The 14178-nt window shown below is 66.2% G+C and carries 13 protein-coding genes; 3 read left to right on the forward strand and 10 right to left on the reverse strand.

All coding sequences use genetic code 11. From position 1 onward, the window contains the following. Positions 1-686: 686 nt before the first annotated feature. The 5 genes from ACQR1X_RS11830 to ACQR1X_RS11850 all read right to left on the reverse strand — a co-directional run bounded on the left by ACQR1X_RS11830 (position 687) and on the right by ACQR1X_RS11850 (position 4647). A complete protein-coding gene (locus ACQR1X_RS11830; RefSeq protein ID WP_315803806.1) occupies positions 687-1199 on the reverse strand; it encodes a GNAT family N-acetyltransferase in 513 nt (170 codons plus the stop codon). 173 nt (positions 1200-1372) lie between these two features. Next, a complete protein-coding gene (locus tag ACQR1X_RS11835; protein WP_316179199.1) occupies positions 1373-1630 on the reverse strand; it encodes a hypothetical protein in 258 nt (85 codons plus the stop codon). 43 nt (positions 1631-1673) lie between these two features. After that, a complete protein-coding gene (gene ispG, locus ACQR1X_RS11840; protein WP_316215289.1) occupies positions 1674-2963 on the reverse strand; it encodes a flavodoxin-dependent (E)-4-hydroxy-3-methylbut-2-enyl-diphosphate synthase in 1290 nt (429 codons plus the stop codon). A gap of 13 nt (positions 2964-2976) precedes the next feature. Continuing rightward, positions 2977-3930 carry a DMT family transporter gene (locus ACQR1X_RS11845; protein ID WP_434847482.1) on the reverse strand — a complete coding sequence of 318 codons (954 nt, stop codon included), beginning with the start codon at positions 3928-3930 and terminating at the stop codon, positions 2977-2979. A 225-nt stretch (positions 3931-4155) separates the two neighbouring features. Continuing rightward, a complete protein-coding gene (locus ACQR1X_RS11850) occupies positions 4156-4647 on the reverse strand; it encodes a Fur family transcriptional regulator (protein ID WP_315751916.1) in 492 nt (163 codons plus the stop codon). A 174-nt stretch (positions 4648-4821) separates the two neighbouring features. Between ACQR1X_RS11850 and ACQR1X_RS11855 the strand changes: the two genes are divergently transcribed. Genes ACQR1X_RS11855 through ACQR1X_RS11865 form a run of 3 tightly spaced genes read left to right on the forward strand, consistent with a single transcriptional unit; the run spans position 4822 to position 8000 of the window. Then, positions 4822-5301 carry a MarR family winged helix-turn-helix transcriptional regulator gene (locus ACQR1X_RS11855; protein ID WP_315803810.1) on the forward strand — a complete coding sequence of 160 codons (480 nt, stop codon included), beginning with the start codon at positions 4822-4824 and terminating at the stop codon, positions 5299-5301. Then, positions 5294-6439, forward strand: coding sequence for an HlyD family secretion protein (locus ACQR1X_RS11860; protein WP_434898886.1), 1146 nt, complete (start codon positions 5294-5296; stop codon positions 6437-6439). Before ACQR1X_RS11855 ends, ACQR1X_RS11860 begins: the two co-directional genes overlap by 8 nt. Positions 6440-6443: 4 nt before the next feature. After that, positions 6444-8000 (forward strand): DHA2 family efflux MFS transporter permease subunit, encoded by a 1557-nt coding sequence (locus ACQR1X_RS11865; RefSeq protein ID WP_434898887.1) that lies wholly within the window; start codon positions 6444-6446, stop codon positions 7998-8000. A gap of 263 nt (positions 8001-8263) precedes the next feature. Here ACQR1X_RS11865 and ACQR1X_RS11870 read toward each other — a convergent pair whose 3' ends face one another. The 5 genes from ACQR1X_RS11870 to ACQR1X_RS11890 form a co-directional block, all read right to left on the reverse strand. Then, entirely contained in the window at positions 8264-9958 is a 1695-nt protein-coding gene (locus tag ACQR1X_RS11870; RefSeq protein WP_315803813.1) for a flotillin family protein, read from the reverse strand. Between the two features lie 35 nt (positions 9959-9993). Then, positions 9994-10644: an OB-fold-containig protein gene (locus tag ACQR1X_RS11875; protein ID WP_434898888.1), complete on the reverse strand. Its 651-nt coding sequence runs from the start codon at positions 10642-10644 to the stop codon at positions 9994-9996. A gap of 22 nt (positions 10645-10666) precedes the next feature. Next, a complete protein-coding gene (locus ACQR1X_RS11880) occupies positions 10667-11833 on the reverse strand; it encodes a PspA/IM30 family protein (RefSeq protein WP_434889676.1) in 1167 nt (388 codons plus the stop codon). A 249-nt stretch (positions 11834-12082) separates the two neighbouring features. Further along, on the reverse strand, positions 12083-13147 hold the full coding sequence (locus tag ACQR1X_RS11885) for a phosphotransferase (protein ID WP_434839907.1): 1065 nt from the start codon (positions 13145-13147) through the stop codon (positions 12083-12085). A gap of 60 nt (positions 13148-13207) precedes the next feature. Continuing rightward, positions 13208-14101 (reverse strand): dioxygenase, encoded by an 894-nt coding sequence (locus ACQR1X_RS11890; RefSeq protein WP_434898889.1) that lies wholly within the window; start codon positions 14099-14101, stop codon positions 13208-13210. Between the last annotated feature and the right edge of the window lie 77 nt (positions 14102-14178).

Genomic DNA, 14178 nt, shown 5'->3' on the forward strand with positions numbered 1-14178 from the left:
CCGCCTGCGAAAAAAATGCAGGCGGCAGGAACCACAGGTTCAGCCGGACAAGACCCGGCCCTCCCTGCGCAATGGTTTTAACGGCTGCTTCGCACTCTCCCCGGGGACCGGGCTTTCTTGCCCCCGTCACCAGCGGATCATCACCGCCAGCTTGGCATCAGCATCGGGATGTCAGGACCATGCGACTTGACCGTCCGCGCCATGACGTTCGTCCGCAAGCACCGAGCTCACTGCGCCACGTCGCGTCCACCGCATCCCGCCTCCACGTTCGTGACGACCGCGAAGCGCCCCTCGTGAGCGAGGCGGGACGGGCGGAAACATCGATCTGATTTGCCCGACGGCACAAGGCCTGACAGCTGCGACATGGTAACGCGACGGGCAAAATTTTAGATTCGTAAGTGCTGGCGGCTTGCCGCGCGAAGAACGGCCGATATGACCGATAGCCGACCACATCCTCCGCTGTCGTCCCGGCCTTGAGCCGGGACCCATAATCACAGGGCAGGGTGATAGCGAAGAAAGCAGCGGCAGCCTGCTCGACAACTGAGGTCGGTGGTATAGGTCTCGGCTCAAGGCTGGGACGACACTGTTGGCGCGGTAAGATCTCGCCAACAAACTTGCTCTTGTCTCACGTGGTCCGATCCGCCGCCCATCGCCGGTTCTCACCGCGCTCAACGTGGCAGCCTCTCTCACCGCTCGATCATCCAGCGCGTCACCGCCTGGTGGTAGTTCATCGGGCCGGGCACGGTCTTGTAGGTCTTCAAGTAGCGGAAACCCGCCTTCTGCAGCGCGCGGTTGGGGGCGGTGTTGTAGGCGTGCGGCTCGCAGAACAACTGCTTGAGCTGCAGCTTCTCGAAATACAGGTCGACGCTGCGGCTAACGCATGCGGCGCCGAGGCCGCGGCCGCGCAGCTCCGGCTCGGTGACGTGCAGATGCATGTGGGCGCGATTGCCGTAGACGATGCGGTCGCAGCTGGAGAAGCCGATCGGCCGGCCGTCGAGCCGCCAGATCACCAGCAGCGCCGCGCGCTCGGCGAGCGGCGTCGCGTAGAGCGTCTTGAACAGGCTGCTCCAGACCGCCCTGGTCGGCATCCGCGTCGGATCGATGCCCATCAGGTCGAGCTGCTCGATGCTCGACGCATAGAAGTAGTCGATGACCAGCGAGGTCTCGGCGAGCTCCATTTCACGGATATCGAGAGTCATCGAGGCGTCCCTTTTTCAGCAGGCCTCAAGGTGCTGATCATGCGGGCAGCAGTGGGGCGTGGCCGGCGGATCGTGCCGGTCACGGCAGCGGCGCGTAGCGGCTGATCCACGGATGAAAATTCCAGACTGAGGCGCGCGGCACAAGCAGCTGACGGTTGCAGGGCTGGCCGCTCTCAAGGTTGCACTTTGAAGAGGAGGTCGCTTTGCCGGCTCTTCCTCGTGCTTTCGGCGCCCTGCGCCACGGCGAACGCGTATGCCGCGACCTGAATGATGCGCACGCTTGCTTCCCCATCGTCATGGCCGGGCTTGTCCCGGCCATCCACCTCGTTCGGCATCCTGGGAAAGACGTGGATGCCCGGGACAAGCCCGGGCATGACGGAGAAACTAATAAGCAGATGCTCGGGCAGCGATATGAAGCACAGCGCAATCATCCCAGAGACGCAGGAGGCGCCGCCGATTCAGATCCGGGCGCCCCTACTCCGCCGCGGTCACGCTTTCCGCAGCCTTGGCGCCGCTGCCGTAGCGCTGGTCGATGTAGTCGATCACCAGCGCCTTGAAGTCGGCGGCGATGGTCGGACCGCGCAGGGTGCGGAACTTCTTGCCGTCGACGAACACGGGCGCGGCCGGGGCCTCGCCGGTGCCGGGCAGCGAGATGCCGATATTGGCGTGCTTGGATTCGCCGGGGCCGTTGACGATGCAGCCCATGACGGCGACGTTGAGCGCTTCCACGCCCGGATATTGCGTCTTCCAGGCCGGCATCTCCTCGCGGATGAAGTCCTGGATCGAGCGCGCCAGCTCCTGGAACGTGGTCGATGTGGTGCGGCCGCAGCCCGGGCAGGCCGCGACCAGCGGCACGAAGGTGCGGAAGCCCATGGTCTGCAGCAGCTCCTGCGCGACCTGGACCTCGAGCGTGCGGTCGCCGCCGGGCTCCGGCGTCAGCGAGATGCGGATGGTGTCGCCGATGCCCTGCTGCAGCAGGATGCCGAGCGCGGCCGAGGAGGCGACGATGCCCTTCGAGCCCATGCCGGCTTCGGTGAGGCCGAGGTGGATGGCGTAGTCGGAGCGCGCGGCGAGGTCCTGATACACCGCGATCAGGTCCTGCACGGCCGAGACCTTGGCCGAGAGGATGATGCGGTCCTTCGGCATGCCGAGCTCCTGCGCGCGCTCCGCCGAGTGCAGCGCCGACTGCACCATCGCCTCGCGCATCACCGCGCGCGCATCGCGCGGGTTCGCGGAGGCCGCGTTCTCGTCCATCAGCTTGGACAACAGCTCCTGGTCGAGCGACCCCCAATTGGCGCCGATGCGCACCGGCTTGCCGTATTTGTTGGCGAGCTCGATGATGGTCGAGAACTGGGTGTCGCGCTTGTCCTTGAAGCCGACATTGCCGGGATTGATGCGGTATTTCGCCAGCGCCTCGGCGCAGGCGGGATAGTCGGTCAGCAGCTTGTGGCCGATGTAGTGGAAGTCGCCGATCAGGGGCGTGGTGACGCCGCGCTTGTCGAGCTGCTCGCGGATGTGCGGGACCGCCGCGGCGGCCTCGTCGCGATCCACGGTGATGCGGACCATCTCCGACCCGGCGCGCGCCAGCGCTGCGACCTGGGCCACCGTCTGCTCGACATCGGCGGTGTCGGTGTTGGTCATGGACTGGACCACGATCGGCGCCCCGCCGCCCACGGCGACGTTGCCGACCATGACTTTGGTGGTCTGATGCCGGGGAGCGGGTCCGGCGACATCGGTCTGGGTCAGTGTCTCGGGCTTGTTCATGGGCGCTCGGATATCAGGTTTTGGTGACATTCAGCAATGGATCAGTCGCGGCCAGGACCACGCGGTTCGGGCGGTTTACGAGAAAAAGCCCAACGATCACAAGCACGGCGGCCAAGCCAAAGGCCAGCGTCAGGGCGTCATGCAGGATGAAATAGCTCGCCACCACCCCGAATAAAGGGGTGATGAAGGTAAATGCCGACAATTTGCTGGCCGAGTAGGCCTTGATCAGCGCGAACCAGATCGTGAACGTGGCCCCGACCACCCAGATCGACTGGTAGGCCATCAGGCCGGTCACGAACGGGCTGGGAACCTGATGGAGCCGTTCCCCGGCCAGCAGGGCGGCCGCCCCCAGAATCGGAATCGACATGGCAACCTGGTACGCAAGGGCCTTCTCCGGGGGTGCGAAGCGGAGCCGGGTGCCTTTCGCGACGACCGTGGTCGCGCCCCACAGCAACCCGCCCCCGACCACCATGAGGTCGCCCAGCAGCACGGTTCGATCGACATTGGCCTGGGGAACGCCGATCGCGAGCGCCACGCCCGCGAAGCTGAGCGCCAAGCCCGACCATTGCATGGCGCCGAGCCGCTCGCCCAGGAAGCGGTAGGAGCCAAGCGCGACGAAGAAGGGCGCGGTGTAGAGGAACACGACCGCGCGCGAGGCGGACGTCAGCAGCAATCCGCCATAGATCAGCACGAACTCGACGCCGAACATCGTCCCGGCGATCAGGCCCGGGCCGAGCGTGCCGTCGCGCTCGAACATCTTCACGCCGCGCACCCGGGCGATGAGCAGGAGGACGGGCAGCGCGCCGGCCGAGCGCAAGGTCGCCTGCAGCATCGGCGGAATCTCCGGCAGCGCCAGCTTGACCGCGATCTGGTTGAAGGCCCAGGAGATGCAGAGCACGAAAATGACGGCGATGGCGCCGGGGCCAAGGGGACGGGTCACGGCGGACGAGGTGGGCGTTGCGGACACGAGGACGTGGACTCCCGAAAGCGTTTCCTTGTTGGACCGCGATTGAACCTGCGGTCGGCGTGGCCGCGATCCGCCCGAGACGAGGCTGATGTGGCTGCTGCAACGGCACTGGTCACCTCGCCCCGCTGGCGGGGAGAGGGGCGCACCAGCCTCGCGGCAGGATCATCGCATACGACGGTCGGTCACATGTGTACAGCTATGCGACGTGGGCTCCGGTGGCGGAGCTCACGCCGCCTTCTGGCAATGCGCACAAAGCCCCGTGATCTCGACCACCGACAGTTTCGGCGTGAAGCCCGATGCCGCGGCGGCCAGCTTCAGGCTTTCCGCGATCGGCGCTGCCGGAACCTCGCCGACGGCGCCGCAGCTCTCGCAGATCAGGAACGCCACCAGCGCGGTCTGCTCATGGTCGTGGGCGCAGGCAAGGAAGGCGTTGCGGCTCTCGATGCGGTGCACTAGGCCGTTGGCCATCAGGAACTCGAGTGCGCGGTAGACCGTGATCGGCGCCGGCCGCGCGGCCACCTTGGCGAGTTCCTCGATGATCTCGTAGGCGCCGAGCGGCCGGTGGCTCGACAGCAGCGCCTCCAGCACCTGGCGGCGCTGCGGCGTGAACTTCTGGCCACGCTGGGCGCAGATGCGCTCGGCATGGTCCAAGGCATCGGCCGCGCAGCGGCCATGATCGTGGTCCGGCGCCGGGAAGGTGGGTTTTGCGAGGGTCATTGGCGACATTCTAGCATCTCGGGCCGCTCTCGCCAAAGGCCGCGGCCGAGCCATGCATCCTGAGCGGAGCGGGTGCGCTCGGCGGGGCCATGAAATATTCATAAGCTTGCTTATTATATCCGTGGCTCATTACAGCCAAAGCTTAGTTCCCTCCGATCCCGAATCGAGACCGCCATGAGCCGCACCTCCGCGGACGCCAACTTCCTGTTTACGCTCGGCGAGCTGCAGCGCCTGATGCGCGCCTATGCCGACAAGGAGGCCGCGCGCTTCGGCATGACCCGCGCGCAATGGGCCGTGCTGGCCAAGGTCGAGCGCAATGAGGGGATGAAGCAGTCGGAGCTGGCCGAGCAGCTGGAGATGCAGCCGATCACGCTGACCCGGCTGATCGACAAGCTCGCCGAAGCCGGGCTGATCGAGCGCCGCGGCGACGACACCGACCGCCGCGTCAACAGGCTCTATCTGAAGAAGGCCGCCCGCCCGCTGCTCGCCAAGCTCGGCGTGCTCAAGGCCGAGCTGACCGACACCGCCCTTCAGGGCATCAGCGCCGGTGATGCCGAGCGGCTGATGACCCATCTCGAAGCCATCAAGGAAAACGTGAGAAACGCCCTGCAGTCGCTGTGCGACGAGCAGCGAAAGGAACAGCGCTATGGCTGAGCCCGCCCTGAAACTCGCCCCTGAACAGAAGGCCAGCCCCGATGCGGCCGCGGCCTCGAAGCCGGCGCGCCCCGGATTCGTGCGCCGCTACCGTCGCACCTTGCTGCTGGTCGTGCTGCCGCTCGTCGCCGCCATCGGCGGCCTCGTGCTGTATCTCAATGGCGGACGCTACGTGACGACCGACGACGCCTATGTCGGCGCCCAGAAGGTGCTCATCACGCCCGATATCTCCGGCAAGATCGTCAAGGTCGTCGTCAAGGAAGGCCAGCAGGTGCAGAAGGGCGACGAGCTGTTCGAGATCGACCCCGTGCCCTATCGCCTGGCGGTCGACCAGGCCAAGGCGGCGCTGGAGCAGGCGCGGACGAGCTATGAGAATCTCACCGCCAACATCAAGATCTACGGTCAGATGCTCGACCTCGCCCAGCAGGGCATCGAGCTCAAGCAGAAGGACGTCGAGCGCAAGCAGACGCTCGCCAAGAACAATTTCGGCTCGCAGCTCGACCTCGACAACGCCGCGAACGCGCTGGTGACGGCGAGCGCGCAGGCGCAGTTCATCAAGCAGCAGCTGTCGAACGCCAGGACGCAACTGCTCGGCAATCCCGAGCTGCCGCTGGAGCAGTTTCCGCCCTATGTCCAGGCCAAGGCCAAGCTCGACGATGCCCAGCGCGACCTCGACCACACCACCTTGCGCGCGCCGATGCCGGGCATCGCCACGCAGGTCGACCAGATCCAGCTTGGCCGCTTCGTCACCGCGGGCACGCCGGTCTTCTCGGTGATCGACATCGCCAATCCCTGGGTCGACGCCAATCCGAAGGAGAGCGACTTCACCTATGTCGCGGTCGGCCAGCCGGTCGAGCTCGACGTCGACGCCTTCCCGAACCACCGCTTCAAGGGCACGGTCGGCTCGCTGTCGCCGGGCACCGGCGCGCAGTTCGCAATCCTGCCGCCGCAGAACGCGACCGGCAATTTCGTCAAGGTCGTGCAGCGCGTGCCCGTCAGAATCCATTTCGACAAGTCCGACAAGTTCGTCGCGAAGCTGAAGGCCGGCATGAGCGTCAACGTCTCGATCGACACCGGGCACGAGCGTTCGCTGGCCGGGCTGTTCGGATCGGCGCACGCGGCGGACAAGGACGAGTAGCGTCATGACCGCGCCAGCAGCCTCATCAGCAGTTCCGGGCCTGCGCCGGAACATGGTGACGATCTGCGCCATGACGGCGACGATCATGCAGGCGCTCGACACCACCATCGCCAACGTCGCGCTGCCCTACATGCAGGGCACCCTGTCGGCGTCGCAGGACCAGATCAACTGGGTGCTGACGTCCTACATCGTCGCCGCCGCGATCATGACCGCGCCGGTGGGATGGATCGCCAACCGCTTCGGCCGCAAGCGCACCTTCATCGTCTGCTCGGCCGGCTTCACCATCGCGTCCGTGATGTGCGGGCTGGCCCAGGACATCACGCAGATGGTGCTGTTCCGCCTGCTGCAGGGCGTGTTCGGTGCCTCGCTGGTGCCGCTGTCGCAGGCGGTGATGCTCGACTCCTACGCGCTGCATGAGCGCGCCAAGGCGATGGCCATCTGGGGCATGGGCGTGATGCTCGGCCCGATCATGGGGCCGTCGCTCGGCGCCTGGCTGACCGAGACCTATTCCTGGCACTGGGTGTTCTTCGTCAACCTGCCGTTCGGCGCCGTGACCGTGCTCGGCCTGATGGCGTTCATGGAGGAAACCAAGCCGAACGTGGAGCTGACCTTCGACTGGTTCGGCTTCGCCGCGCTCGCCATCGGCATCGGCTCGCTGCAGATCGCGCTCGACCGCGGCGAGGATCAGGGCTGGCTGGAGAGCAACGAGATCATCATCGAGTTCATCGTCGCCGGCGTCGGCTTCTATTATTTCCTGGCGCATTCGCTGACGACGAAGCGGCCGTTCATCCAGTTCGCGCTGTTCAAGGACCGCAACTTCGTCGGCGGCTGCGTGTTCATGACGGTGATGGGCTTGGTGCTGTTCTCGACCATGGCGCTGTCCTCGCCCTATCTGCAGAACGTCATCGGCTATCCCATCATCACCGCCGGCGTCCTGCTCGCGACCCGCGGCTGCGGCACCTTCGTCGCGATGATGCTGGTCGGCCGCCTGCTGCGCTACATCGAGGCGCGGACCTTGATCGTGGTCGGGCTGGCGCTGACGGCGCTGTCATTGTTCCAGATGACGGCGTGGACCGACCAGACCGGCGTGCCCGAGATCATCACCATCAGCATCATGCAGGGCTTCGGCTTCGGCCTCGTCTTCGTGCCGCTGTCGACCGTGGCGTTCCTGACCTTGCCGGGCGAGTTGCGCACGGATGGAACCTCGATGCTGACCCTGGTGCGAAATGTCGCAAGCTCGATCGGCATCTCCATTGCGATCGCGCAGCTCACCGAGGGAACGCGGCGCAACCACGCGATCCTGGTCGAGCACATCAATCCGTTCAATCACGCCCTGCAGATGCCCAATGTCGCCGGCCTGTTGAACCTGTCCACCGATGCCGGGCGCGCAATGGCCGACGCGATGGTCATGGTGCAGGCGCAGATCCTGGCCTTCTCGCACGACTACCAGCTGGTCATGACGTTCATCCTGGTGTCGATCCCGCTCGCGGTCATGATCGGCTCGACGCGCAGCGCGCTGCGCGCCCAGTCTGCCCCGGCCGACCACGCCGTGATGGAGTGACGCTTCCCCGCGACGGAAAATTCGCGTGCTGTTGAGACGCAGCGAGACCGGGATAGCAAAAAGGTGACCACGACGTGATGGATTTGTAACTTCAATCCGGCGCGTTTCCGGCTATCTTCTGTTCACCCCACTCGGTTCTCTGCGTATGAGTTGCGCGCAGAGACTGCACCTCATGAGCGCCCCACTCGTGATGTGCCGGGCGGGGGCGGTGGCTCCTCCAGCGCCGCCCCCAGCCCCGGGGCTTCCCTTTTCATGTGTCTTGCTTACGGCTTCTGCAGTGGCTCGATCTTCGGCCCGGCAGCGGTATTCGTCTCCGTGGCCGGCACGATCACACCCGCCAGCGCCTGCACCGGATCGTCGCCGGGCTTGAATCCGGACTGCACCAGTATCTCGTCGATCAAGGGCTTCAGCGCGTGCACGCGCAGCAGCTCGCCGGCGAGGCCTTCGCCGAAGCCGACATTGCCGCCAGCGCCGACATTGCCGTTGCCGCCGAAGGCGCCACCGGTGTGCAGGATGCGGACGTCCTTCAGGTTGGCGATCGGCTTGACCATCTCGCCGAGCGCGGCGGGCATGGTGGCGATGCGCTGCTTGGCGAGCTCGAAATCGATCACGTTGCTGCCGAGCTTGTTCTGCGCCTCGTTCTTCATCAGGATCACCGCGGCTTCCGCCTCGCCGATCTGGCGCACGCCGACGGCCTTGATCTTGTTGGCCTCGGCCTCCGCTTCGGCCAGGGTCTTCGCCGCCGCGCCGCGATCGACCGCGGCGCGCTTCTCGGCCTCGGCTGCAACGGTGATGCCGGTCGAGCGCTGCTCGGCCTCTTTCCGCGCCGCCATGACCGCGGTCTGACGCTCGCGATCGGCGATCTCGATGGCGCGCGCCGTCGTCACCTTTTCCTCCGCGGAGACCGCGAGCGCCTCGGCCGCCTTGGCGACCGCGCGGGCCTCCGAGGTTTCCTTGCTCTTGGTCGCGATCTGGATGTCGTTGTCCTGGGTGGCGATCTGGATCTCGCGGTCGGCGTCGGTCTTGCGGCGGTTGATCGCGAGATTGCTTTCGATCGCCGCGGTCTCGCGCACCTTCAATGCCTCGGCTTCGCGCTGGGCGATCTTCTGCTGCGCCTCGATGCGGGCATTCTCCTCGGTCTGCCACGCGGTCTGGGTGGCGCTCGCAACCTCGGCGCGGGTGCTCGCGGTCTTGTTGGCGATGTCGCGCTCCTGGCTGAGCTCGGCCTCCTTCTTGGTGCGCTCGATCGTCAGGGTGAGCTGGCGCGCCTCGAGGTCCTTCTGCGCAATCGCGACCTCGTTGTCGCGCACGATCGCGTTGCGGTCGCGGCGGCGGGTCTCGGTGACCGTTTTCAAGAGAGTGAGGCCTTCGGCGTCGAAGAAGTTCTCGGCGTTGAAGAACGAGATGTCGGTCTGGTCGAGCTTGGTCAGCGACACCGATTCCAGCTCCAGGCCGTTGGACTGCACGTCGGCCTCGACCGCGGCCTGGACGTGCTTGACGAAATCCGAGCGCTTCTCCTGCAGGTCCAACAGCTCCATCGTCGCCGCGACCGAGCGCAGTCCGTCGACGAACTTGGCCTCGACCTGGTCGCGCAGCAATTCGGCATTGTTGGTGACGGCGCCGAGCGTCTGCGCGGCCAGCGCGATCGAATCGACGTCGGGTTTCACGCGCACGTAGAATTCGGCGTCGATGTCCACGCGCATGCGGTCCTTGGTGATCAGCGAATCCTTCTTCGAGCGCTCGACGCGCAGCCGCAGCGTCTTCAGATTCACGCGCGCGATGGAGTGGAAGATCGGCAGCACCACGGCGCCGCCGTCGAGCACCACCTTCTTGCCGCCGAGGCCGGTGCGCACGAACGCCTCGTCGCGGGTGGAACGATGGTAGAGAACGGCAAAGACAGTGCCGAGAACGACCAGCAGCACAACGCCGATCGACGCAGGCAGAACCAGATCAAACATGGGATTTACTTTCGGGTTGAGGAAAGTGTCTTGGGCTAAAGTGTCTTGGAGCTCGTGAGCTCGTCGGCTGCGGCGATCGCGATGAAGCGGCCGTCCTTGCGGTCGACGAGGAGAACCGATGCGCCCACCGGCAAGGAAGGCGAGTCCGGCGCGGCCGAGGCCGTCACCATGTGCCAATTGCCGTGGACGTCCTTAACGCGGACACGGCCCGGCAAGCCGCCATCGAGCGGGCCGACGGCGACCTCGCCGGTGCGGCCGACGAGATCGGACAGGCCGACCGCATAGCTTTCATCCTGCGGCACCAGCCGCGCCGCGTAGCGCGTCGAGCTGCGCAGCAGCGGCACGGTAATAACGGCGGCGAGCACGCCCGCGGCCGTTGGCGGCAACGCCACCGCCAGCAGCCGCGCGGCATCCTGGATGAGAAAGCCCGTGATCGAGAAGATGCCGAGCGCGAGCAGGACGCAGATCATCAGCGGCACACCGCCGACATTGATCCAGGACAGCACGTGACCGACGCTGGTGCTGTCGCCGTCGTGACCGAGATCGACGGTCTGGCCGAGCAGCTCGCTAATCGACAGGCCGATCAGCATCGAGCCGATCTCGACGCCGCCGACCAGCACGATCATCACGGCGGCGATCGCGAACGGCCGCACCTCGGGTTGCATGAAATGGTCGACGATGGTCATGGGACGACGCGCCCCTGCCCGTTCAATTCTGCGATTTCAGCCGTGCCAGCCGCTCGGCAATGTCCTTGTCGCGCTTCAGCTTCGACAATTCGTCGATGTCGGGCGACGGCGCGATGCCTTCCGGCACGCCGGTCGCGCGGGCGATGACGCGGGAGGCGCGCGCGGCCCTGGCGAGGCCGGTATCGCCCGACTTGCGCGATGTGGCCTTCGGCTGCTCGGCGAGCGCCTCGCTGCGCTCGAGCTCGACGAGACGCGCCTGCGCGTCCTGCAGGCTCGACAGGATCGCACGCAGCGTCGTGAGCACCGCATCGACGCGCTCGGCATTCTCGTCGATCGCCTTCGACAGCACCTCGAACTGGGCTTCGAGATCCATCTGCCGGGCGATGCCGGCGCGGGCGAGATCGTCGCGGTGCTCGGCGATGGCGACGCGGATCTGCTCAGCCAGCACGGTCGTCTCGCGCTCGATCTCGGCGCGGCGGGCGTTGAGCCGATATTCCTCGGCGCGCGCATGCGACAGGCTCTCGCGCGATTCGCGCTCGGCCTGCTCGATCTCGCGGATCGCCTGGCTGACCAGCGCGACCCGGTTCTTGTCCTCGGCCTTTTCGATCGCTCCATAGGCGATGCCGGCGATGAGGCGCCCGGCGCGTGACAGGAGCGTGTCGGGAGCCGGCGCGTGTTCGGCGAGCATGACGTGGTCCTTTCCTGGGCTGATGGTCGGATGTGAGCTGGCGGTGACGCCGAAACGGACTTCGACGTCGCCATTATCGGTGCGGACGAGTTGCGCCGGCGTCGCGTGCGTCCAGCCCGCGGCATAGCCGGTGACCTCGAACGGGATGGTGAAGCGGCCGAGCGCGGTGCCGAGCGACAGCGTGCCGGCGTCCCGAACATTCACCAGGCGGTCGTCGAGCGGCAGTCGCGGGGTCGATGCGGCGCGATAGGCGGCGCGGTCGCGCAGGCCGAGCGTGACCAGGCGCGAGGGCAGCCGGGTGGCCTTGCGGACCGGCCCATAGGCATGGCCGTGCAGCGCGACCAGATTGGCGCCGATGCCTTTGGCGGCAGCGATCTCGTCGAGCATGTCCATCATCCGGGCATAATCGGCGAAGGTCGCCTCGATCGCCGCCCGCGCCTCGGAGTTGGGGACGAGACGGTAGCGAACAGCCTGATCGTAAATTCCGGCCATGAGGAACATCAAAGCACTATTTTCGTGCTTTCGCAAGCCACCCTCTACCCCTGGGGAGCCGCACCTTTCCGTGACCACGCCGAACGCCGTGCACATGCAGATATGTCGCGCCGCCCCCATCCGGCGGTTTAAGGCCGATGAACAATCTCTGGTGATCGTTAAGACGGCTGATAACGGCAGCGCCAAAAGCACGGCATTGACGTGCATCGTCGCGATGAACACGCCTGACGTGAGCGACCTCAGTGGATGTCGGGACGATCAGTCCAGCAGATCGCGGCAGCCGAGGTCGTCGATGGCGAGGAAGATGCGCTCCAGATGAGCCCACCAGATCAGCGGCGGGATCTCGATCGCCCATTGCCAGACCGGCTTGGTGATGTGCCACAGCACGGCGTAACGATAGTCCCGATCGAGCGCCGCGCGGTCATAGCCGGTGACACCATGCGCAACCAACGTCTCGTGATAGCAGTCGAGCAATGGCCGCTCGACGACGGAGCGGCGCTCGGGAAAGAGATGCAGCGCGATCATGTAGGCGAGATCCTGCGCCGGCACGTTGATCCGCCAATGGTCGAAGTCGAACACACGGACGTCATCGCTGCCTGCGGCCTTGGGCACGAGGAAATTCCAGACATGCGCATCGCCATGGGCGATGCTGAGATTTCGCCGCGAATGATAGCGCTCCAGAAGCTGTGGCGTGGCCGCGAGGAAACGCTCGTAGATGGCGCGACGCTCTGCGCTCAGCCGGTCACCCAGCTGATCGGCGAAGCGCGCGTAGTGGCCGGCAAACTCGCTGACATTCGCCGCCGTCTGCTCTGGTGTCGCGAAGCTACCGACGCTCACGCCGAGCCGCGGATCGTCCCACCACGCCGCATGCAGCCGCGCCAGCGCGCGCACGATTCGCTCGGCGTCCGGCACGGTCGGCGGCAGCGGCCATTGTGTCGCCATCCGATGGGTGTCGGTGAGATCCTCCAGCAGCAGGTGCCAGGTCATGGCGCCTTCGTCCCAGGCACCGCCGAAGCCGCCCGGCACGAGGCGCGGCGGCATGACCCGTGCCAGCTCCCGATAGAAGGTGACCTCGTGGCGGCCGCCCTGCCACAGCGTCTTGGCAAAGGCCGGCAGCGGGGTCTTCAGGATCAGCGTCTTCGGCGCATCCGGCGCGGCGCCATCATAGGTCAGCCCAAGACGGATGATGCGCGACACCAGCATCGGGCGGTCGCTGATCACGGTGACATCCGACACCGTGCCAGAATCGAGCACGCCCGCGTCGCGCATCGTGGCCGTCAACGCGGCAGGCTCGGCAGCGGAGGGCAAGTCGGTTGAGGCCATGCGGGCCCTATCCCTTCAGGGTTGCAGCCTGGCCCACACTAGCATGGAAGTCGTTGAGCGCTACTTGATCGGCGCCCGCGGCAGTACGGTGTCGCCGGCTTCCATCCGGTAGACGTGATCGAGCGAGTACCAGGGCGCGGTGATATCGACCTCCGTCGGGTGCGGCGCATCGTGGCGAATGAAGTTGCCGAGCAGCGCCTTGGTCACGCCGAACTGCACGTCGCTGTCGATGTGCGGGTCGTTGGGGTCGTAGACCTGCGAGATCAGGACCTTGAAGCCGGGCTTGACGATCAGCGCATGCAGATGCGCCGGGCGATAGGGATGGCGGCCCTGCGCCTTCAGGAGACGGCCGACGACGCCGTCGGTCGGGATGGGGTAGCCGACCATCATCACCGAGCGAAACCAGAAGCGGCCGTCGGCGTCGGTCACGAGCTTGCCGCGCAGGTTCATGTCGGCCTGCTCCGGATCCTGGTTCTCGTAATAGCCGACCGGCGAGGCGTGCCAGACGTCGACCTCGGCGCCGGCAATCGGCGCGCCCTTCGGATCGACCACGCGCCCGTGCACGAACAACGCCGGACCCGGCGTCGCCGAACGCACGATCGAGCCGCCGTTCTCGGTAACAGGCGAATTCAGCCGCCAGAACGGGCCAAGCAGCGACTGCGCCGTCTCTGTGTTGCCGCCATCGCCATTGTTGAGCAGGCAGACCAGCGGCGAGACGCCGAGCGAGCCGGCCATCAGCACGACTTCGTTATGCGTGTCGTCGGTGCGCTGTCCGAGCTCGGCAATGATGGCGGCGGCTTCGCGAAATTCCGCCTCGGTCAGCCTGACATCGCGGACGAAGCCGTGCAGGTGCTTGATCAGCGACACCATGATCTCGCGCAGCCGCGGATTCTCGGTGCGCTCCATCACCGCCAATACGGCCGGCGTGACGTCCTGTTCGCGGGAGATGGTCATGGCGGCGCTCTCCGCTGTTTCCCCTCATGGTGAGGAGGCGCGAAGCGCCGTCTCGAACCATGAGGCCAGTGCCGGGC

The organism is Bradyrhizobium sp. HKCCYLRH3073, assembly GCF_051167995.1.
Taxonomy (GTDB): Bacteria; Pseudomonadota; Alphaproteobacteria; order Rhizobiales; family Xanthobacteraceae; genus Bradyrhizobium.

What these genes read in the sequence shown, in the direction of transcription:
- ACQR1X_RS11890 (WP_434898889.1), bottom strand. Translation starts at nt 14,101, where the DNA reads ATGACCATCTCCCGCGAACAGGACGTCACGCCGGCCGTATTGGCGGTG.
- ACQR1X_RS11855 (WP_315803810.1), top strand. Translation starts at nt 4,822, where the DNA reads ATGAGCCGCACCTCCGCGGACGCCAACTTCCTGTTTACGCTCGGCGAG.
- ACQR1X_RS11865 (WP_434898887.1), top strand. Translation starts at nt 6,444, where the DNA reads ATGACCGCGCCAGCAGCCTCATCAGCAGTTCCGGGCCTGCGCCGGAAC.
- ACQR1X_RS11830 (WP_315803806.1), bottom strand. Translation starts at nt 1,199, where the DNA reads ATGACTCTCGATATCCGTGAAATGGAGCTCGCCGAGACCTCGCTGGTC.
- ACQR1X_RS11860 (WP_434898886.1), top strand. Translation starts at nt 5,294, where the DNA reads ATGGCTGAGCCCGCCCTGAAACTCGCCCCTGAACAGAAGGCCAGCCCC.
- ACQR1X_RS11885 (WP_434839907.1), bottom strand. Translation starts at nt 13,147, where the DNA reads ATGGCCTCAACCGACTTGCCCTCCGCTGCCGAGCCTGCCGCGTTGACG.
- ACQR1X_RS11870 (WP_315803813.1), bottom strand. Translation starts at nt 9,958, where the DNA reads ATGTTTGATCTGGTTCTGCCTGCGTCGATCGGCGTTGTGCTGCTGGTC.
- ACQR1X_RS11875 (WP_434898888.1), bottom strand. Translation starts at nt 10,644, where the DNA reads ATGACCATCGTCGACCATTTCATGCAACCCGAGGTGCGGCCGTTCGCG.
- ACQR1X_RS11850 (WP_315751916.1), bottom strand. Translation starts at nt 4,647, where the DNA reads ATGACCCTCGCAAAACCCACCTTCCCGGCGCCGGACCACGATCATGGC.
- ispG (WP_316215289.1), bottom strand. Translation starts at nt 2,963, where the DNA reads ATGAACAAGCCCGAGACACTGACCCAGACCGATGTCGCCGGACCCGCT.
- ACQR1X_RS11835 (WP_316179199.1), bottom strand. Translation starts at nt 1,630, where the DNA reads ATGATTGCGCTGTGCTTCATATCGCTGCCCGAGCATCTGCTTATTAGT.
- ACQR1X_RS11880 (WP_434889676.1), bottom strand. Translation starts at nt 11,833, where the DNA reads ATGTTCCTCATGGCCGGAATTTACGATCAGGCTGTTCGCTACCGTCTC.